Below are 18,707 nucleotides of genomic sequence, written 5' to 3' on the forward strand. Positions count from 1 at the left end.
ACCGATACTTGTCTTGAGACTAGAACACGTTCTTATTTATGTCGAGAACGGGTGTTCATTGTCCCACAACGAACACCTTTGCCTGGTAGTCAACGGAATAGCTGGCGCTGGGCCGCTCAATTTTGTAACGTGTTCTAGTACTTCCAGAGGAGGGATGACGATGGCAGAAACCGCACAGCGGAGCGGGAAGGTCCGCGAGATCGACGTCGGCTCGACGCCGACGCGGTACGCGCGGGGCTGGCATTGCCTGGGCCTGGCCGAGACGTTTCGCGACGGTAAGCCGCATGCCGTGCAGGCTTTCGGCACCAAACTCGTGGTGTGGGCCGACAGCAACGACGAGCTGAAGGTGCTCGACGCCTACTGCCGCCACCTCGGCGGCGATCTCAGCATGGGCGAGATCAAGGGCGACTCCATCGCGTGCCCGTTCCACGACTGGCGCTGGGGCGGCAACGGCCGCTGCACCTCGATTCCCTATGCGCGCCGCGTGCCGCCGCTGGCCCGCACCCGCGCCTGGACCACCCTCGAGCGCAACGGCCAGCTGTACGTCTGGCACGACCACGAGGGCAATCCGCCGCCGGACGACGTCACCATCCCCTACATCGAGGGGCCCTACACCGACGCCGACGGCAACCCGCTCGAGGAGCGCAACAGCGATTGGACCCCGTTCACCTGGAACACCATGCTGATCGAGGGCGCCAACTGCCGCGAGATCGTGGACAACGTGGTGGACATGGCCCACTTCTTCTACATCCACTTCGCCTTCCCGACGTACTTCAAGAACGTCTTCGAAGGCCACGTGGCCACTCAGTTCCTCGAGACGAAGGGCCGTCCGGACATCGGCATGGCGGCCAAGTACGGCGGGGAGACGCTGCTGAAGTCGGAGGCGTCCTACTTCGGCCCCTCCTACATGATCAACCCGCTGACCAATATCTACGGCGGCTACCAGATCAAGGTCCAGCTGATCAACTGCCACTACCCGGTGACGCAGGATTCGTTCGTGCTGCAGTACGGCCTCTCGGTCGAGAAGCCCAAGGGCATCGACGACGAGACCGCCGAGAAGCTGGCCAAGTCGATGACCGATTTCTTCGGTGACGGCTTCCTGCAGGACGTGGAGATCTGGAAGCACAAGTCCAAGATCGACAATCCGCTGCTCTGCGAGGAGGACGGCCCGGTCTACCAGCTGCGCCGCTGGTACGAGCAGTTCTACGTCGACGTCGCCGATATCGACCCGAAGATGGTGCAGCGCTTCGAATTCGAGGTCGACACCACCAAGGCCAACGAGCACTGGGAGGCCGAGGTCGCCGAGAATCTGCGGCGCAAGAAGGAAGAGGAAGAGGCAGCCGGCAAGTCCGACGCCGCCGTCAAGCAGGAGGCGGGTGCCTGATGGTCTCCTGGGCCAAAGCACCCGATTTCGCGGACCGCCCGGAGCGCCGGGAACAGGTGCGTGCCCAGACGGTCGTCGACAAGCAGCGCTATCTCGAGGACGGCCTGACGCCGGTGGCCTGCCGGGCGTGCGGAGTGGAAGTCCTGGTGCGCAAGTCCTCCTCGCACCAGCGTTCGGTGCAATGGACGGTCAGTCCGGCCGAACACTGCCCGGTCTTCGCGAAGCTGGCCGGTCCGGGGCGGCCGGATCCGTGCCCGGACCTGGAGAAGTCGATCCAGTATGCGATCGATGAGGGCATTCTGGCGATCGACGAGTAGGCGGGCGCTGCTCGGGCCCGCTCACCGCATCCGACAGTGATGTGGTGGGCGGGCCTGAATGATTCGTGCAAACCTCCGCGCGAAAGGCGGAAATCCCGCCGGATCGCCGAGGTTTGCACGATGGGTTCACCCCGGCGATCAGTCCAGCCGGAAGTCCGCGAAATCGAATCCGGGCGCGACCACACAGCTCACCAGCACATATTCGTCACCGGCCGGCCGTGCGGCCTGACTGACACCGGCGGGCACCACGGCCTGCAGGAGTTGGCCGCGCTCGACATCCGGTCCCAGGATCACTTCGTCGCCGCCGATGTTCAGCAGCAGCGGGCCGCCGCGCTGCCACAACCAGATCTCGTCCGAGCGCACGGTATGCGGCGCGGACTTCTCGTGCGGCAGCAGCAGGAAGTGGATGGCGGTGGCCGACGCGCGCGGGCCGTCGTAGCCGTCCGGCTCGAATTCGACCCGGCTGCGGTAGGTTTCGCGGAACCAGCCACCCTCGGGATGCGGTTGCAGATCCAGTGCCTCGGCCAGTTCGGGTCGCTCGGACATCGTCGCCTCCTGCGGGGTAATCGGTTGCTTGCGGATTCTGCGCGGTCGGGAGCGATACCGCGAACCCGGCGGCGTGGTCGCGGCCCGGCCAGCGACACCGGCCACACGCCCCGCTACCGCCTGCCCGGCCGCCCGGCGACCCGGCGCGCGTCTCGTCGACGCCGCCCACGGGGGCGCATCACAGGTCCCGGGCCGCGCTGTAGGCCATCGCGACATGGGTGAACAGGGTCGTGCGTTGCTCGCGGACCGCGGCGTCGCCGGGTTCCAGCAGGCATTGCTGTGAGGTGCCGTCGTGGACCGCGACCACCGCGCGGCCGAGCCCCTCGCGGTCGGTGACGGTGCGTCCGGCGCGGTTCAGCAGGGCCTCGAGGACCGGCAGCAGGGCCGCCACGATCGCGTTCTCCCGCGCGACCATGACCCGACGCAGCGGCGGATTGCGCAGGGCGTGGGCGGTGAATTCGGCGGTGATGCGAAACCACTTGTCGTCCAGCGGAACCGCGCGCAGCACCTGCTCCACCCCGGCACGCAGATCGCCGACATCGGCGCCGGACTCCGACTCCAGCACTCCCGTCAGTTCGCGCAGCATCTCGGCCGACCGCAACTCCCACATCGCCAGGAACAGCTCTTCCAGCGAGCTGAAATTCGAGTAGAACGCACCCCGGGTGAATCCGGCGCGCTCACAGATCTGCTCGACCGTGCAGCGACCGAACCCCTCTTCGGCGAAAGCGTCGAAGGCGGCATCGAGCAACCGTTGCCGAGTCTCGGCCCGCCGCTTGGTCATTCGCGCTTCCCGACGGGGGCTGCCGCTCGCCCCGGCGGCATCGCCTCCGGATGCGAGATCGTCGCCGACCGGCGCCGATCCGGCGGTCGAGTCGCCGCGACGGGCCAACGAGCGGCCGTGCCCGGGCTCCGACGAACGCCGGGCACCGAGGGACGTCACGAGCGCTTCCTCTCCCTGGACATATGGATACACGAGTGTATCAACCGGCTCGCTCCAGGTCCCCGATCGAAACGCCCGGCAGGTTCTCCCGGGCACCGACGACCGCGGACCGCGAACGCTCCCATGTTCGCGGCCCGCCGAATCCGTGCCGGTATCAGCTGAGGTTGGTGCCCGACCAGCCGAAGTTGAAGGTGTGTCCTTTCGAGCTGCACTGCACCGCACCGCGGCCGCCGGCACTGCAGGTGGCGCCGCCGTAGTTGATGACGCCACCGTAGTCGTAGCCGTCGGAGGCGGGCCCCGAGTCGATGGATCGACTACCGGCCCGGCCGAGCGGTCCGGTCAGACCGAAGGTCGGATGCGCCGGGAGGAACGGCAGATCGATGGCGACATTGTCGATGGGAATTCCGAACAGAGTGGCGACTCCGGGGCTGATGTCACAGCCGACATCACCGTTGGCATGCATCGAGCAATTGGCGTACCCGGCACTGAAATACACCGTGTCGCCCACCAGATAATCGGCCGGGTTCTGCACCGTGGGCCCGTTCGCGGCGACGAACGGTTGCGCATCGGCCACCGCCCCACCGGCCATCGAAATCGCCACAGCGGCAACAGATCCGCCGATCAACGCTCGTATGTTCACAGCAACTCCTATGTTTTCGTCCGCGCGGATAGCCGAGAGCAGAATTGCCTGCCGCGCAACAGTACAGCGCCTCCCAGACCCGTATTCGGATCGCGTCGAAGAACCCGCGCGTTAACACACCGCGGCCACCTGGAAACTGCCGTTCACCATCCGGCCGAACCCCGGTGAATCGGCCACCGTGGACGATCGCTCGAACGCGAAAAAGGGCCGCGAACGAATACCGTTCGCGGCCCGTCATTTCGACACGGTCAGGCGGAAGCGCCCTGCTGTTCCCGCTGCAGTTCCAGCGCGATGTCGATCAGCTGGTCCTCCTGGCCACCGACCAGCTTGCGCTTACCGGCGCGCACCAGCATTTCGGCGGCCGAGACGCCGTAGCGTTCGGCTTGGCGCTCGGCGTGCTTGAGGAAGCTCGAGTACACCCCGGCGTAGCCCATCATCAGGGCCTGGCGATCGAGCAGGCATTCCTGCGGCATGGCCGGGCGCACGACGTCCTCGGCGGCATCGGCGATGGCGAAGAAGTCGATACCGGTCTTGATGCCGATCTTGTCGGCGACGCCGACGAACGCCTCGACCGGGGTGTTGCCCGCACCGGCGCCGAAACGCCGTGCGCTGCCGTCGATCTGCTTGGCGCCGGCCTTCACCGCGTAGATCGAGTTGGCGACGGCGAGGTCGAGGTTCTCGTGACCGTGAAAGCCGACCTGCGCGTCGTCACCGAGTTCGGCGGCGACCGCGGCGATGCGGTCGGACACCTGATCCAGCACCAGCGCACCCGCGGAATCCACGACGTAGACGCACTGGCATCCCGCGTCGGCCATGATGCGCGCCTGCTTCGCGAGCACCTCCGGCGGCTGCGAATGCGACATCATCAGGAAGCCGACGGTCTCCATGCCGAGGTCACGGGCGTAGCCGAAGTGCTGGATCGAGACATCGGCTTCGGTGCAGTGGGTGGCGATGCGGACGATGGACGCGCCGTTGTCCTGGGAGATCTTGATGTCCTCCTTGACGCCGACGCCGGGCAGCATGAGGACCGCGATCTTGGCCTGCTTCGCGGTCTGCGCCGCGATCGTGATCAGTTCCTGCTCAGGGGTTTTGGAGAACCCGTAGTTGAACGAGGAACCGCCCAGGCCGTCGCCGTGGGTCACCTCGATGACCGGCACGCCGGCGGCGTCGACGGCCGCGACGATATCGCGCACCTCGGTGGCGGTGAACTGGTGACGCTTGTGATGGGAACCGTCGCGCAGCGAGGTGTCGGTGACGCGGACGTCGAGTTCCTGGGAGAACGGCTGCAATACGTAGTTCATGATCTGGTCCCTCCTAGACCCGAGCCGTGAGGATCTGTTCGGCCATGACCTCGCCCACCCGGGTGGCGGCGGCGGTCATGATGTCGAGGTTGCCGGCGTAGGGCGGCAGGAAGTCGCCCGCGCCCTCGACCTCCACGAACACCGAAACCTTCGCCATCCCACCGGAAACCACGCTCGGCTCGTCGAACTGCGGCTCGTTGAGCAGGCGGTAGCCGGGCACGTACTCCTGGATGTCGGCGACCATCCGGTGGATGGATTCGGTGATCGCATCCGTGTCGGCATCCTCGGGAATCGCGCAGAAGATGGTGTCGCGCATGATCATCGGCGGCTCGGCCGGGTTGAGGATGATGATCGCCTTGCCACGCTGGGCACCGCCGATGGTCTCCACACCCTTGCTGGTGGTCTTGGTGAACTCGTCGATATTGGCGCGAGTACCCGGACCTGCCGAGACCGACGAGACCGAGGCGACGATCTCGGCGTAGGGCACCTCGACCACGCGCGAGACGGCCGCGACGATCGGAATCGTCGCCTGCCCACCGCAGGTGATCATGTTGACGTTCGGGGTGTCGATATTCGCACCCAGGTTCACCGGCGGCACGACGGCCGGGCCGACCGCGGCGGGGGTGAGATCCACCGCGCGGATACCGGCCGCCTCGTACTTCGGCGCGTATTCGCGGTGCACGTAGGCAGAGGTGGCCTCGAACAGCATGTCGGGCTTCTCCGGCAGCGCGAGCAGCCAGTCGGCCCCCTCGTGCGAGGTCTCCAGACCCAGCCCGCGGGCGCGCTTCAGACCCTCACTGTCCGGATCGATACCGATCATCCAGCGCGGCTCGATCCGCTCCGACCGCAGCAGCTTGTACAGCAGATCGGTGCTGATGTTGCCGGAGCCGACGATCGCGGCTGTAACCTTCCCGTTGCTAGGCACTTGATCTCCCTCAGCTGAATGTCAAACGGACGGAACCGAGTCCAGCGAACTCGGCATGGAAGTCGTCACCCGGACGGGCGTCGATGGCGCGGGTGCACGAACCCGGCAGCACGATGTCACCGGCCTTCAACCGCACCCCGAACGAGGCGACCTTGCGAGCCAGCCAGGCCACCGCGATGGTCGGATCGTCGAGCACCGCGTCGCTGCGGCCCTGCGCGACGACCTCACCGTTGCGGGTCAGAGTCGCGTCGATCGCCTTGATGTCCAACGCATCCGGGGCCACCCGCTCGGGCCCGAGCACCCAGCCGGCCGAGGACGCGTTGTCGGCGATGGTGTCGCACAACGCGATGTTCCAGTTCTTGATGCGGGTGTCGATGAGCTCGATGGCCGGGGCGTAGGCCACCGTCGCGGCCAGCACGTCGGCCTCGGTGCACTCCTCACCGGGCAGATCCGCGCCCAGCACGAAACCGACCTCGACCTCCACGCGCGGGAACAGGTACTTCGACGTGTCGACCGGAACGTCTTCGAACACCTGCATATCGGCGAGCAGATGGCCGTAGTCGGGTTCGTCGACGCCCATCATCTCCTGCATGGCCTTCGAGGAGAGCCCCACCTTGTGCCCGACCACCTTCGCGCCGTCGGCCAGCCGCTGCCGGATGTTGATGAGCTGGATCTCGTAGGCGTCGACGACGTCGATCGCCGCGTACCGCGTGACCAGCGGATCGATCGGCACCCGGTCTCGTTCGGCGACCGCGAGTTCCGCGGCCAGTTCATTCCGTACCGCGTCGGACAGCACGCTTGTTCCTTCCATTGGGGCGCTCGGTCTGGGGACCAGCCGGTGAACGGGATACAAACTGAAACGAGTTTTCCTGCATTTTCTCGTGTCAGCAGTCCCATCTGCCAGACCAATATAGACCGAACCTGATCCGATTCTATAACGTGTTCTACATGACTGATCGGGAATACGACGTGGTGGTGGTCGGCAGCGGCGCCGCCGGAATGACCGCCGCCCTCGCCGCCGCGCACCACGGCCTGCGTGCGGTGCTCATCGAGAAGGCCGCACACTACGGCGGCTCGACCGCGCGTAGTGGTGGCGGTGTGTGGATCCCCGGCAACAAGGCGCTCGAGGCGTCCGGCCGGCCCGATGACCGGGAGGAGGCCCGCCGCTACCTGCACAGCATCATCGGTGACGTGGTGCCGAAGGAGAAGATCGACACCTACATCGATCGCGGCGCGGAGGCCTTCGACTTCGTTCTCGATCACAGCCCGCTCCAGATGACCTGGGTGCCCGGCTACTCCGATTACCATCCCGAGGCCCCCGGTGGCCTGGGCTCCGGCCGCTCCTGCGAGCCGAAACCGTTCGACCTGAAGGTGCTCGGCGCCGAGGCGGCCAAACTGGAACCGCCGTATGCGAAGGCCCCGCTGAACGTCGTGGTCATGCAGGCCGACTTCGTGCGGTTGAACCTGATCCGCCGCCACCCGAAGGGCATGATGCGGGCCATGCGCGTCGGGGCCCGCACCTATCTGGCGAAATTCACCGGTAAGCACATCGTCGGCATGGGGCAGGCGATCATCGCGGCCATGCGCAAGGGCCTGATGGACGCGAACGTCCCGGTGCTGCTCGATACCCCGCTGACCAAGCTGATCACCGACGGCGATCGGGTCGTCGGGGTCGAGGCGACCGTGGACGGCGAGCCGACGATCTTCAAGGCCCGCTACGGCGTGGTCCTGGGCACCGGCGGCTTCGAGCACAACGCCGAGATGCGCGAGCAGTACCAGCGCAAGCCCATCACCACCGAGTGGACCACGGGCGCGGCGGCCAATACCGGTGACGGCATCCGGGCCGGCATGGAGGTCGGCGGCGACGTCGGTTTCATGGAGGACGCCTGGTGGGGGCCGACCATCTTCAAGGGCGGCAAGCCGTGGTTCGCGCTGGCCGAGCGCAATCTGCCCGGCGCGATCATGGTGAACGCCGACGGTAAGCGATTCGGTAATGAGTCCGCTCCTTACGTCGAGGCCGTGCACACCATGTACGGCGGCAAATGGGGTCAGGGTGACGGTCCGGGCGAGAACATCCCGGCCTGGCTGGTGTTCGACCAGCGCTACCGCAACCGCTACATCTTCGCCGGGCTGCAGCCGGGCCAGCGCTTTCCGTCCCGCTGGATGGAAAACGACAACATCGTCAAGGCCGACACCCTCGAGGAACTGGCCCAGCGTCTCGGCGTGCCGGCGGACAATCTCGCCGCCACCGTCGCCCGGTTCAACGCCTTCGCGGAGAAGGGCGTGGACGAGGACTTCGGCCGCGGCAAGAGTCACTACGACCGCTATTACGGCGATCCGACCGTGAAGCCGAACCCGTGCCTGGCGGCCCTCGTGCAGGGCCCGTTCTACGCCGCCAAGATCGTGCCCGGCGACCTGGGCACCAAGGGCGGCCTGGTCACCGACACCGCGGCGCGGGTGCTGCGGGCCGACGGCAGCGTGATCGAGGGGCTCTATGCCGCCGGCAACTCCTCGACCCCGGTCATGGGCCATACCTATGCCGGTCCCGGCGCGACCATCGGCCCCGCGCTGACCTTCGGTTATCTCGCGGTCATGGATATCGTCGAGAAGGCGCGCGAGGAGAAGGCCCCCACCGGCGCGGCGAGCAAGTAGACACCGTTCAGTGGGACATCCCCTACCGTGCGCCCGGCCGGACCGAGACGAATGGAGCCGGGCGCACCGGGGACGCCCTCGGTCGCCGCGGGTGCGATCGCGACGTGGCGGAGTAAGGAAACATCATGCCGATTGATTTGAAAACCGCTCTGGGAGCGGAACTTCCGGCCCAGGAGTTCTCCTGGACGCCCTCGGATGTGCAGCTGTACCACCTGGGCCTGAGCGCCGGGACCCGCTGGACCGATCCGGGCGAACTGCGATATCTGGACGATCGGGAGCCGCAGGTACTGCCGACCTTCGCGACCGTCGCACCGACGATGCGGGTCACCGAACCGCCGAAGGTGAGCTACCCCGGCGTGGAGATCGACCTGGCCAAGGTCGTGCACGGCAGCCAGGAAATCGTTGTGCACCGGCCGATTCCGGCCGAGGGCAAGGCGAGCAGCACCGGGCGGATCACCGAGGTGTGGGACAAGGGTTCGGCCGCGGTGATCGCGCACGAGACCGTGATCACCGGATCCGACGGGCAGCCGCTGTGGACGGCGCGCTCGTCGATCTTCGCCAAGGGCGAGGGCGGTTTCGGCGGCGAACGCGGCCCGAGCACCAAGGCCGAACTGCCCGATCGGACCCCCGATTTCGAGGTCCTCACCCCGACCCTGCCGCAGCAGGCACTGCTCTACCGCATGTGCGGTGACCGCAACCCGCTGCATTCGGATCCCGAATTCGCCCGTGCCGCAGGCTTTCCCAACCCGATCCTGCACGGTCTGTGCACCTACGGCCTGGTGTGCAAGACCGCGACCGATACCGTGCTGGACTCGGACGCGAGCCGGGTGACCGGCTTCCGGGCGCGCTTCGCCGGGGTGCTGTACCCGGGTGAGACGATCCGGTCGCGGATCTGGCGCGAAGGCGAGGAACTCGTCATCGCCGCCACCGTGGTCGAGCGCGACGACGCCCCGGTGCTGAGCGATGTGCGGCTGAGTTTCACCGCCTGATCGGCCCCACCGAACAAGAAACCGCCCGACCGGCAGTGCCGGTCGGGCGGTTTCGTCTATCCCGGTTCGCTGATGGTCCGGGCGGTGCCTGTCGGCGTCAGTCCGGGAAGCCGGTGGCGAACAGGCCGGCGATCGCGACGGAACAGATGACGGCGATGATCGGGATAATCCACATGCCATCAGACTACAAGGCGTAGTAGGAAACCACGACATCGCGTAGTAGGGCAAACACCCTGGTTGTGGGGTATATCACGCTCGGACTGCTACGTCGGTTCCGGCGTATCCGGGGCGGCTTCGCGTCCGACTACGCCCTGCACGATCACCGCATACAACACGATGACCAGCACCGGGGCCAGCAGCGGCAGCCAGGCCAGCCGTCCGGGAATCAGCGTCGCGAGCACCGCCGCCGCGGCGAATCCGAGCGCCCCGATCACCGACGGCAATGTGGTGGGAACCACACCGGCGGGCGCATGCAGCGTGGCGGTGTTGAGCAGATAGGTCGTCGCCACCAGACCGGTTCCGGCGGCCGCCAGCGCACCGGTGTCGGCCCACGCCAGGGCGCCCAGGGCGACCAGCACCGCCACCACCGCCACCACGCGGAACCGCCAGCCGACGACCACCGCAGCGAACACCGGAATCGCGGCCCACGGCAGCACGATGCCCACCGCCGTGGTCAGCAGCACCCCGGACAGCACGGCCAGAAATCTCGTCATCGCTTCACCCGCACCATGCGCCGATGGTCGGGCAGCAGACGCATCGCCTGGTCGAGGCGGGCGCCGTCGGGCCAGGCCACGATATCCACCCCGACGGTGCCCATATCGCGGTACATCGCGGTGCGTTCCAACTGCCACATCCGGGCCAGCGTCGGATCCAGGCCGTCCTTGAACGGGGTGCCGCGTAGCACGTCCACCACCACCACGGCGTGCCCGCGTTTGCGCAGATCGATCAGGGCCAGCGCGAATTCGGTGTCGAGCAGGGTCGAGAACGCGACCACGATCGCCCCGATCGGCACGGCCGAATGCGGCGCCAGCGTGCCGACATTGGGAATGTGCTCGTCGCCGACGGCGAGCACCGTGTCGACGATGCGATAGAACTGGCGGCGCCCGATATCGGGTCGCAGCCAGCGTGGCGCACGGCCCAGGCACACCACGGCGGTGCGGTCGCCCGCCTGCAGCGCGGTCTGCGCGACCTGCGCCGCACCGCGCACCGTCAGCTCCATCGAGTCCGAGGCCGGGCCCGGCGCCTGCAACGAGGTATCCACCAGCACAACCACATCCGCCGCCCGGTTGGTGAGTCGCTCGGTGACGTAGAGGCGGCCGCGGCGCGCGCTCACCGGCCAGTTGACGATGCGCAACTGGTCGCCGGGCGCATAGGCGCGGATATCGGCGTACTCCACCCCGGGCCCGTGCCGGCGTGTCAGGTGGGTGCCGATGCGTTCCGGAAGTTCGGTGCGCGGCAACCGCATTCGCTGTGGATCGGCGATCGGGTACACGTACACCTCGCCGGCCGGGACGCTCGCGGAGGCCTGGGCCAGCCCGGCCGGGCTCAACGCCGTCAGCCGGACCGTCACGGGGTAGCGGCCCCAGCGCTCGGTCGACAGCGCCAGCCGCAGACCGGCGGGCGCGGGCCCGGAATCGGAGGCCTCCTCGACCCGCAGTTCCAGCCCGCTCACCTCCTCGGGCCGGCAGCGCAGCAGCGCGTGCCCGCGCTCGACGAAGGCGGCGACCGGCAATTCGACCTCCTCCGTCTCGAAACAGCGCAGAATGCCGCCGCCGTCGACCTGAACCCTGGTGCGCGACAACTGAATCGGCGCGGTGGCGAGAACGCCCAGCATCGGCGCCGCGAAGACCGCCAGCTGCCATCGCTCCAGCATGATCGCCGGGACCAGCGCGGCCGCGGCGGCGACCGCCAGCATGTACACCAGGGGCGCGGGCCGCCAGCGCAGATCGACCTCGCTCGCCGAGGTGGTGTCGCGATGTCTCATGTCACCGTCGCGCGCGGTACGGGCAGACGGCGCAGCAATTCGGAGATGACGTCCTCGCCGCGGATCCGGCGCACCCACATCTCCGGGCGCAGGGTGATCCGGTGCGCCATCGCCGGAACCGCGAGCGCCTTCACATCCTCGGGGATCACGTAGTCGCGCCCCAGCAGCAGCGCCCGAGCGCGGGCCATCTGCACCAGATCCAGTTCGGCGCGGGGGCTCGCGCCGACCTCGACCTGCGGATGACCGCGGGTGGCGGCGGCCAGGGCGACCACATACGTCACCACATCCGGGTGGACGGTGACGAACTCGACCGCCTGGCGCATCTCCACCAGACCTTGCGCGTCCACCACCTGACCCACCTGGGGCGTGATCGCGCCGCGCTCGAGCCGGCGCCGGATCATCTGGGTCTCGTCCTTCTCCGACAGATATCCCAGCCGTAACTGCATGGAGAATCGGTCCAGCTGAGCCTCGGGCAGCGGATAGGTGCCCTCGTACTCGATCGGATTGTCGGTGGCCAGCACGATGAAAGGCTGTGGCAGCGGGAAAGTTTCGCCGTCGATGCTGACCTGCCCCTCGGCCATCGCCTCGAGCAGTGCGGCCTGTGTCTTGGGCGGCGTGCGGTTGATCTCGTCGGCGAGCAGCATATTCGTGAACACGGGCCCGCGCCGGAAATTGAACCGGCCCGAGGCCATGTCGTAGATCGTCGAGCCGATCAGATCCGCGGGTAGCAGGTCCGGGGTGAACTGCACACGCGTGAAGTCCAAACCCAATGCGGCCGCGAAGGACCGGGCGATGAGCGTCTTGCCCAGGCCCGGTAGATCCTCGATCAGGATGTGGCCGCCCGACAGCACCGCGACCATGATCAGCTGCAGCTCATCGCGTTTGCCGACCACGACGCGGGCGATCTCCCGCAGCACCGCATCGGTGCGTTTGATGGTCACATCCAAAGGTGTCGTCATATCCGATCTCGCACTAGTTCCAACCCATTTCACATGTCCGGCAAGGGGCTCACATGCTCTGCAAGCGCCGTAGAATCTCGTCCAGTGCGGCCCGGCCCGGCGCGCGCGAGGTCTGATCCCGCGTCGACGAATTGGCCGGATCCACCCAGCGCCACAGCTCCGGACCGAACTGCAGCCGTCCGGCGGCCTCGGTGGCCTTGCGGTTCTTCGCGATCCGATGCCCGCTCGACAGCTCGAACTCCTTGGCCAGCAGCGGACGCAGGTAGCGATCCCAATCGGCCCGGGTGCCGTCGGCGCGGGTCGCGAGCATCTGCGCACGCGCGTGCCAGCGGTTCAGCATTTCGGCCGGGCCGTTGTCGAAGTCGTGGTCGTCGAGGTCCGCACGAGCCTGCGCACGCGACCGCTCGACCAGCGACCACAGCAGCAGCGCCAGGGCGCCGAGCACCGGCACCCCGACCAGGATCGGCAACATCTCGCGCTGGTTGCTCAGGCCGACCAGCTCGATCAGCGCGATCATCACCACCGCGCCGACCACGATCGTCATCCGGGTCACAGCCGCGCCCCCTGCAGATCCGCCAGCACGATCCGCAGCAGTTGCTCTGCGCGCATGCGCTGCCATTCGAGAATCGAATGCGGGCTGAACCGGGCCTCCTCGAACAGCGTCACGAGTTCGCGGGCCGAGGCGTCGTGCAGGACACCGCGGTCGAACGCCCGGGCCAGCACCTCCGAGGGGGTATCGGAAGCCAGGGGCGCCACCTCCCGGGCCTGCGCCAGACCGCTCTCCATCGCGACGTAGCAGGCGATGATCGCGGCGCGCGCATCCTTACCGGAGGCCATCATCGCGGCCAGGCCCATCTCGGCGACCTGTGCCAGCGACACCGGCGCCTCGGCGGCTACGGGTGGGGGTAGCACGGCCGGCGCGCCCCCGCGATCCCGAGCGCCGAAGGCCACCACGCCGAGACCGAGGATCGCGACCGCCACCAGCACCGCGGCGCATATGCCCACGAACAGCACGGCGTGGCCGCTCAGCTCCGGGCCGCCGGAGTACGGCTGGGTCGTCGGTGGCGCGGTGGTTTCGGGCTGCTGTGCGGTGGCGGGGGGATTCGAACGCGGCGCGGCGCCTTCCTCGCGCCCGCCGGCGAGCAGATACACCGCCCAGACGATCGCGGTCAGCACCGCCGCGACCGCGGTGCCGATGAGGACCACGATTCCCAACCGGCTCAACCGGAACGGCTGCCGCTTGCGGTCACGGTCGTCCTCGGCCATCGCCAGCGGCAGACGGTGCTGGCTGGTCAGTACCCCGGCCAGCAGGATCACCACCGACACCAGGGACAGCACCGGCATGAGTGCCACCGTCACCGCCGAGGGCGGGGACGGTACATGCGGACCGCCGGTGCCCGGCAGGTATCCGCGCAGCGCGAACACGACGCACGCCATCAAGGCGATCAGCCCGATCGCGCGTGGTATCGCCGTTCTCACCCCGGCCACGGGCCTCTCCCAGAAAACATCCGAACTGCACAAACAGGCACATCGTTACATGCCGAACGGTCCGTGAGGAGGGAAATCGTGACACCGGACGGTGACCGATCCGGTCTATGCCCCTGGCCGCCAGTCGACAGCCGGACAAACTGTGAACGGGCACAGCAAATGGGCACGTCTCCGGCAGATCCGTCCAAACGAACGCACTTCACTTCGGCGGACATTCACGAGGGCTCGACCGCCACGCTCTCCGCCGACCCGCCCGGCTCGGCGACGCCCGGTGGGCGAGCGCCGGGCAACCGGCCCAGCCGGCTCGCGGTGCGCTCCAGATCCGGGGCGGCGGCAACGTCGCGGACCAGTTCCGGCAGCGGAGCCCCGGCGTAGAGGGTGAGCGCCAGATCGGCGTCGTAGAGTACGTCGACGAGGTTGACGAAGCGCGTGACCGCATCGACCGGAACCCGCCGCAGCGGCGGCACCGCGCACACGACCCAGCGCCGGTAGGTGTGGGTGAGGGCCAAGAAGTCGATGGCCGACAAGGGCTTCCCGCAGATTTCCCCGAAGTCGACCACCAGCAGACCCGCCGCCGCGGTCCGCGCTCGCAGCAGGCGATGGGCGATCGGCACCTCGGCCGGCCGGTCGGCGCCGGGCCGGTGTCCGTGCACGTAGCGCCCGCTCGCGAATCCGGTCCGGGCGTGGTCCCGGAAAGCTCGAGCGCGGTAGTCCTGCGGCCCGTCGACCGCGACCACGGCCAGGTGGGCACGCAGCAGGGCAATGGCCGGTTCGAATTTCGCGTGCGTCAGCGGGTTGGGCAGCAACGCCTCGGGCGGGTAGTTCGAGGTCGCCACCAGCACGATGCGGCGCGCCAACAGGGCCTCGAGCAGGCGGGTGATCAGCATGGCGTCGCCGACGTCGTGGACGTGGAATTCGTCGAAGCAGATCAGTTCGGTGTCGCCGAGCAGTGTGTCCAGCGCGGGCGGTAGTGCGCCGGATTCGGCGATCGCGAGGTGGAGCCGGGCGAAGAACTCGTGAAAGTGGAAGCGGGCCTTGCGTTTCGAATCCACTCGCTCGTAGAACTCGTCCATGAGCATCGTCTTGCCGCGGCCGGGACGACCGTGCAGGTAGACCCCGGGCGGACCGGGCCGCGAGCGCGCCGGCAGGGCATGCGAACCGAAGCCGCGCGGAAAAGCCCACCGGCGCCGGCTCAATCGCCCGGCCACCGTAGCCAGTGCCGCCGCGGCAGCGCGCTGATCGTCATCGAGAACCAGTCCGTCCACGGCCTCCACCCTCCTGAGTGCTCTACACCTGTAGAGCACCTCTACACTTGTAGAGGATGATCGGGCGCGAGACGAGAGAAGGTGACGATGTCCACACCACCTCCGGCCGGACGACCCGGTGCGACGCACCCGGGGACGAATGTGCGTCGCCCGGCGGGTGATGGGCGCGCAACGGACCGGCGCGGACTCATCGTCGGCACGGCGATCGACCTGATCGCTCGCGAGGGGCTGCGCGCGCTGACTCATCGGGCGCTCGATACCGAGGCCGGCCTGCCGTCGGGTTCGACCTCGTACTACTTCCGTACCAAGCGCGCACTCGTCGAGGCGATCGTGGACGCGATCACCGAGCGGTCGCGCACCGATTTCCGCGCCGGGGGCCTACCCGTCACCGGCGCGGACGATATCGCCGCCGCGGTCGCCACATGGCTGGACGACCTCCTGGCGCAACGCCGTAACCATCTGATCGCCCGCCACATGCTGATCACCGACCTGCTCGGCGACCCCGACCTGCACTCCCGCCTGGTCGCGAGCCTGTTCTCCCATCGGCACGCTCGCGAACTCTTCCGCTCGCTCGGCGCCGCCGATCCCGATACGGCCGCAGCCGATTACATCGCCGTCATCGAGGGCTTGGTATTCGACCGATTCGCCGGTGCGCGAAAGGAATTGGCCGCCGGGACCCGGGAGAGCGCCGAGCAGTTGGCCCGGCCGTTACGCGCACAACTGCGCGCCGCGATCGGATAGGCGACGGCGTGTGCCCCTACGTCAGGCCGCGGTCAGCACCAACCCGGAGGTCGGCACGCCGGTGCCGGCGGTGACGACGATGTTCTCCAGGCCCTCGACCTGATTCACCGAGCTGCCGCGAATCTGGCGCACACCCTCGGCGATGCCGTTCATCCCGTGGATGTAGGCCTCGCCCAGCTGGCCGCCGTGGGTGTTGAGCGGCAGCCGGCCGCCGATTTCGATCGCGCCGTCGGCCACGAAATCCTTACCCTCGCCGCGACCGCAGAAGCCCAGCTCCTCGAGCTGCATCAGCACGAACGGGGTGAAGTGGTCGTAGAGGATGGCCGCCTGCATATCGCCGGGCCGCAATTCGCTCTGCGCCCACAGCTGGTCGCCCACCAGGCCCATTTCCGGCAGGCCGGTCAGGGCATCGCGGTAGTAGCTGGTCATCACGTACTGGTCCGCACCCGACCCCTGGGCCGCACCGGCGATCAGCGCGGGCTTGTTCGGCAGGTCCCGGGCACGCTCGGCGCTGGTGACCACGATGGCCACCCCGCCGTCGGTCTCCTGGCAGCAATCCAGCAGATGCAGCGGTTCGGCGATCCAGCGCGAGGCCTGGTGGTCGTCCAGTGTGATCGGCTTGCCGTAGAAGTGGGCCGCCGGATTCACCGCGGCGTGCTTGCGGTCGGCGACCGCCACCCGGCCGAAATCCGCACTGCTCGCGCCGTATACGTGCATATAGCGCCGGGCCACCATGGCGACCTGCGCGGCCGGCGTGCCCAGGCCGTGCGTGTAGGAGAACGCGTTGTCCACACCCGAGGAGCTGGGATTGCCGGTCGCCAGATGGGTCGCGAACTGCCCGAAGCGATTTCCGGACCGCTCGTTGAACGCGCGGTAGGCCACCACGACATCCGCGACTCCGGTCGCCACCGCCATGGCGGCCTGTTGCACGGTCGCCGCCGCCGCGCCGCCGCCGAACGGGATGTTGCTGAAGAACTTCAGGCTCGGGATACCGGTGGCCCGCGCGACCGCGGCCTGGGTGTTGGTATCCATGGTGAAGGTCGTCAGGCCGTCCACATCGGCGGGCGTGAGCCCGGCGTCGGCGAGCGCGGCGGTGACGGCCTCGGCCGCCAGGCGCAGCTCGCTGCGGCCGGAGTCCTTGGAGAAATCGGTGGCGCCGATGCCGACGATGGCGGCGCGGCGGCTCAGACCCGTCACTGGCGTGCCTCCTGCAGGGAGATAACGGCTTTCGCCGTGATGTGGTCGCCGAGGCTGTCCTTGCCGACCACGTCGATGGTGATGTCCGTGCCGTCCACGGCCGCCACGGTTCCGCTGAGCGTCAGGGTGTCGCCCGCGTACAGCGGCACACCCAGGCGCAGGGCGATGGATTTCACCACGGCCCCGGGCCCCGCCCAATCGGTGACGAATCGCTGCACCAGACCGGTGTCGGTGAGAATGTTGACGAAGATGTCCTTGGACCCGCGCTCGACGGCCTTGTCGCGGTCGTGGTGCACGTCCTGGAAGTCGCGGGTGGCCAGCGCGGTGGAGACCACGAAGGTCGGGTCCGCGTGAATCACCAACTGGGGCAGGGTGGTTCCGACCTGCACGGCGGTCGGCTGGATCGTGGAGGTCATCGCACGGCCTTCCAGTAGGGCACGGTGTTGTCGTCGTCGAGCTGCTGGAAGCCCACTTCGACGGGCAGGCCCACCTCGACCTCGGCGGGGTCGATGCCGCGCAGCTCACCGAGCATGCGCACGCCCTCCTCGAGTTCGACCAGGGCGACGACGTACGGCACCTGCCGGCCGGGCACCTTCGGCGCGTGGTGCACCACGAAACTGAAGACGGTGCCGCGGCCGGAGGCCACCACGTAGTCGGACTGTTCGGTGTGGTCCTTCCACAGCGCCGGAACCGGCGGATGCTGCAGCGACCCGTCCGGCCGCCGCTGAATCCGCAGCTCGCCGAGTTTGGTTCCGGCCCAGAAGAATTCGGTGTCCTTCGACACGGTGGGCCGCACCCGCTTCGCCAGATCCTCCGCCGGCACCTCGCCGGGTTCGGCGGCGGGCTTCGCGGTGCCGGGTGCGAATTTCAGCATCCGGAACAGCATCTCGGTGACGGGCTCGTCGTCGACGTACCAGGTCAGCAGGTAGGTGGCGAACCAGCCCTCGCCGAGGCCGGTGCGTTTGGGCCCCACCAGTTCTCGCAGTCTGGTCCGCGCCACCGGACGCTCGCCGAGACGCAGGTAGCGGTGGTAGGTCTGCTCGCAGTTGGTCGCCACCACCGAGGTGTAACCGGCGGCGTCGAGCAGATCGTTGACCGCGTTCATCGGATCGTCGGCGGGGCGGGATCCGTGCAGGCCGGGCATGGTCCACACCTGCGCCATGGCCGGCGGCGCGACGATGCCCGGATGCCCGGCGGCGCGGGCGGCCTCGTCGTCGACGTAGATCGGGTTGGCGTCGCCGAGCGCCTCGACCCAGTTGTTGATCATCGGCTGGTTCACCGGGTCGCGGCCGAGGCGCGGAGCGGACTCGCCCAGCTGCTGGATCTTCTCGCCGGCGGCGAGGATCTCTTCCGCCGTCATGGTTTCCGACACGCGAAAA

General features: G+C 68.1%; 20 protein-coding genes. 5 read left to right on the forward strand and 15 right to left on the reverse strand.

The features are described 5' to 3' along the window. Positions 1–160 precede the first annotated feature (160 nt). Entirely contained in the window at positions 161–1,384 is a 1,224-nt protein-coding gene (locus NA3_RS03255; protein ID WP_062962184.1) for a 3-ketosteroid-9-alpha-monooxygenase, oxygenase component, read from the forward strand. Beyond that, positions 1,384–1,701 (forward strand): hypothetical protein, encoded by a 318-nt coding sequence (locus tag NA3_RS03260; protein ID WP_030517286.1) that lies wholly within the window; start codon positions 1,384–1,386, stop codon positions 1,699–1,701. The genes NA3_RS03255 and NA3_RS03260 overlap by 1 nt, the downstream gene beginning before the upstream one ends. 138 nt (positions 1,702–1,839) lie before the next feature. Here NA3_RS03260 and NA3_RS03265 read toward each other — a convergent pair whose 3' ends face one another. The 6 genes from NA3_RS03265 to NA3_RS03290 all read right to left on the reverse strand — a co-directional run bounded on the left by NA3_RS03265 (position 1,840) and on the right by NA3_RS03290 (position 6,849). Beyond that, a complete protein-coding gene (locus tag NA3_RS03265; protein WP_062962088.1) occupies positions 1,840–2,247 on the reverse strand; it encodes a cupin domain-containing protein in 408 nt (135 codons plus the stop codon). 178 nt (positions 2,248–2,425) lie between these two features. Continuing rightward, positions 2,426–3,028, reverse strand: a complete 603-nt coding sequence (locus tag NA3_RS03270) for a TetR/AcrR family transcriptional regulator (protein ID WP_062962185.1) — start codon at positions 3,026–3,028, stop codon at positions 2,426–2,428. Between the two features lie 313 nt (positions 3,029–3,341). After that, positions 3,342–3,827: a hypothetical protein gene (locus NA3_RS03275; RefSeq protein WP_128145055.1), complete on the reverse strand. Its 486-nt coding sequence runs from the start codon at positions 3,825–3,827 to the stop codon at positions 3,342–3,344. Positions 3,828–4,075: 248 nt separating this feature from the next. Continuing rightward, positions 4,076–5,128 (reverse strand): 4-hydroxy-2-oxovalerate aldolase, encoded by a 1,053-nt coding sequence (gene dmpG, locus NA3_RS03280; protein WP_062962090.1) that lies wholly within the window; start codon positions 5,126–5,128, stop codon positions 4,076–4,078. Between the two features lie 13 nt (positions 5,129–5,141). Further along, positions 5,142–6,053 carry an acetaldehyde dehydrogenase (acetylating) gene (locus tag NA3_RS03285; protein WP_062962091.1) on the reverse strand — a complete coding sequence of 304 codons (912 nt, stop codon included), beginning with the start codon at positions 6,051–6,053 and terminating at the stop codon, positions 5,142–5,144. Positions 6,054–6,063: 10 nt separating this feature from the next. Next, positions 6,064–6,849: a 2-keto-4-pentenoate hydratase gene (locus NA3_RS03290; RefSeq protein WP_030517292.1), complete on the reverse strand. Its 786-nt coding sequence runs from the start codon at positions 6,847–6,849 to the stop codon at positions 6,064–6,066. Positions 6,850–7,001: 152 nt separating this feature from the next. Between NA3_RS03290 and kstD the strand changes: the two genes are divergently transcribed. Both kstD and chsH3 read left to right on the forward strand, forming a co-directional pair. Further along, positions 7,002–8,705 (forward strand): 3-oxosteroid 1-dehydrogenase, encoded by a 1,704-nt coding sequence (gene kstD, locus NA3_RS03295; protein WP_084491054.1) that lies wholly within the window; start codon positions 7,002–7,004, stop codon positions 8,703–8,705. A gap of 125 nt (positions 8,706–8,830) precedes the next feature. After that, complete coding sequence (gene chsH3, locus NA3_RS03300) at positions 8,831–9,694, forward strand: enoyl-CoA hydratase ChsH3 (protein ID WP_062962093.1); 864 nt, start codon at positions 8,831–8,833, stop codon at positions 9,692–9,694. Between the two features lie 263 nt (positions 9,695–9,957). On the opposite strand, the gene NA3_RS03305 is transcribed toward chsH3, so the two are convergent. The 6 genes from NA3_RS03305 to zapE all read right to left on the reverse strand — a co-directional run bounded on the left by NA3_RS03305 (position 9,958) and on the right by zapE (position 15,390). Continuing rightward, positions 9,958–10,407: a hypothetical protein gene (locus NA3_RS03305; RefSeq protein WP_062962094.1), complete on the reverse strand. Its 450-nt coding sequence runs from the start codon at positions 10,405–10,407 to the stop codon at positions 9,958–9,960. Beyond that, entirely contained in the window at positions 10,404–11,678 is a 1,275-nt protein-coding gene (locus tag NA3_RS03310) for a DUF58 domain-containing protein (RefSeq protein WP_062962095.1), read from the reverse strand. Before NA3_RS03310 ends, NA3_RS03305 begins: the two co-directional genes overlap by 4 nt. Continuing rightward, on the reverse strand, positions 11,675–12,637 hold the full coding sequence (locus tag NA3_RS03315; protein WP_062962096.1) for an AAA family ATPase: 963 nt from the start codon (positions 12,635–12,637) through the stop codon (positions 11,675–11,677). Before NA3_RS03315 ends, NA3_RS03310 begins: the two co-directional genes overlap by 4 nt. Before the next feature lie 49 nt (positions 12,638–12,686). Further along, positions 12,687–13,181: a hypothetical protein gene (locus NA3_RS03320; protein WP_062962186.1), complete on the reverse strand. Its 495-nt coding sequence runs from the start codon at positions 13,179–13,181 to the stop codon at positions 12,687–12,689. A 5-nt stretch (positions 13,182–13,186) separates the two neighbouring features. Beyond that, a complete protein-coding gene (locus NA3_RS03325; protein WP_227995398.1) occupies positions 13,187–14,125 on the reverse strand; it encodes a DUF4129 domain-containing protein in 939 nt (312 codons plus the stop codon). 215 nt (positions 14,126–14,340) lie between these two features. Beyond that, complete coding sequence (zapE, locus tag NA3_RS03330; protein WP_167354949.1) at positions 14,341–15,390, reverse strand: cell division protein ZapE; 1,050 nt, start codon at positions 15,388–15,390, stop codon at positions 14,341–14,343. Between the two features lie 87 nt (positions 15,391–15,477). On the opposite strand from zapE, the gene NA3_RS03335 reads away from it, so the two are divergent. Next, positions 15,478–16,131 carry a TetR/AcrR family transcriptional regulator gene (locus tag NA3_RS03335; RefSeq protein ID WP_084491057.1) on the forward strand — a complete coding sequence of 218 codons (654 nt, stop codon included), beginning with the start codon at positions 15,478–15,480 and terminating at the stop codon, positions 16,129–16,131. Between the two features lie 21 nt (positions 16,132–16,152). On the opposite strand, the gene NA3_RS03340 is transcribed toward NA3_RS03335, so the two are convergent. Genes NA3_RS03340 through NA3_RS03350 form a run of 3 tightly spaced genes read right to left on the reverse strand, consistent with a single transcriptional unit; the run spans position 16,153 to position 18,688 of the window. Next, positions 16,153–17,328, reverse strand: a complete 1,176-nt coding sequence (locus tag NA3_RS03340; protein WP_062962098.1) for a lipid-transfer protein — start codon at positions 17,326–17,328, stop codon at positions 16,153–16,155. Then, positions 17,325–17,744, reverse strand: a complete 420-nt coding sequence (locus NA3_RS03345; RefSeq protein WP_062962099.1) for a MaoC family dehydratase — start codon at positions 17,742–17,744, stop codon at positions 17,325–17,327. Before NA3_RS03345 ends, NA3_RS03340 begins: the two co-directional genes overlap by 4 nt. Then, positions 17,741–18,688, reverse strand: coding sequence for a bifunctional MaoC family dehydratase N-terminal/OB-fold nucleic acid binding domain-containing protein (locus tag NA3_RS03350; RefSeq protein WP_084491060.1), 948 nt, complete (start codon positions 18,686–18,688; stop codon positions 17,741–17,743). Before NA3_RS03350 ends, NA3_RS03345 begins: the two co-directional genes overlap by 4 nt. Positions 18,689–18,707 lie beyond the last annotated feature (19 nt).

The sequence above is a fragment of the Nocardia africana NBRC 100379 genome (assembly GCF_001612635.1).
GTDB lineage: Bacteria > Actinomycetota > Actinomycetes > Mycobacteriales > Mycobacteriaceae > Nocardia > Nocardia africana.

What these genes read in the sequence shown, in the direction of transcription:
- NA3_RS03260 (WP_030517286.1), top strand. Translation starts at nt 1,384, where the DNA reads ATGGTCTCCTGGGCCAAAGCACCCGATTTCGCGGACCGCCCGGAGCGC.
- NA3_RS03320 (WP_062962186.1), bottom strand. Translation starts at nt 13,181, where the DNA reads ATGACGATCGTGGTCGGCGCGGTGGTGATGATCGCGCTGATCGAGCTG.
- NA3_RS03310 (WP_062962095.1), bottom strand. Translation starts at nt 11,678, where the DNA reads ATGAGACATCGCGACACCACCTCGGCGAGCGAGGTCGATCTGCGCTGG.
- NA3_RS03335 (WP_084491057.1), top strand. Translation starts at nt 15,478, where the DNA reads ATGTCCACACCACCTCCGGCCGGACGACCCGGTGCGACGCACCCGGGG.
- NA3_RS03265 (WP_062962088.1), bottom strand. Translation starts at nt 2,247, where the DNA reads ATGTCCGAGCGACCCGAACTGGCCGAGGCACTGGATCTGCAACCGCAT.
- NA3_RS03255 (WP_062962184.1), top strand. Translation starts at nt 161, where the DNA reads ATGGCAGAAACCGCACAGCGGAGCGGGAAGGTCCGCGAGATCGACGTC.
- dmpG (WP_062962090.1), bottom strand. Translation starts at nt 5,128, where the DNA reads ATGAACTACGTATTGCAGCCGTTCTCCCAGGAACTCGACGTCCGCGTC.
- chsH3 (WP_062962093.1), top strand. Translation starts at nt 8,831, where the DNA reads ATGCCGATTGATTTGAAAACCGCTCTGGGAGCGGAACTTCCGGCCCAG.
- NA3_RS03345 (WP_062962099.1), bottom strand. Translation starts at nt 17,744, where the DNA reads ATGACCTCCACGATCCAGCCGACCGCCGTGCAGGTCGGAACCACCCTG.
- NA3_RS03305 (WP_062962094.1), bottom strand. Translation starts at nt 10,407, where the DNA reads ATGACGAGATTTCTGGCCGTGCTGTCCGGGGTGCTGCTGACCACGGCG.
- NA3_RS03270 (WP_062962185.1), bottom strand. Translation starts at nt 3,028, where the DNA reads ATGACCAAGCGGCGGGCCGAGACTCGGCAACGGTTGCTCGATGCCGCC.
- kstD (WP_084491054.1), top strand. Translation starts at nt 7,002, where the DNA reads ATGACTGATCGGGAATACGACGTGGTGGTGGTCGGCAGCGGCGCCGCC.
- NA3_RS03350 (WP_084491060.1), bottom strand. Translation starts at nt 18,688, where the DNA reads ATGACGGCGGAAGAGATCCTCGCCGCCGGCGAGAAGATCCAGCAGCTG.
- NA3_RS03315 (WP_062962096.1), bottom strand. Translation starts at nt 12,637, where the DNA reads ATGACGACACCTTTGGATGTGACCATCAAACGCACCGATGCGGTGCTG.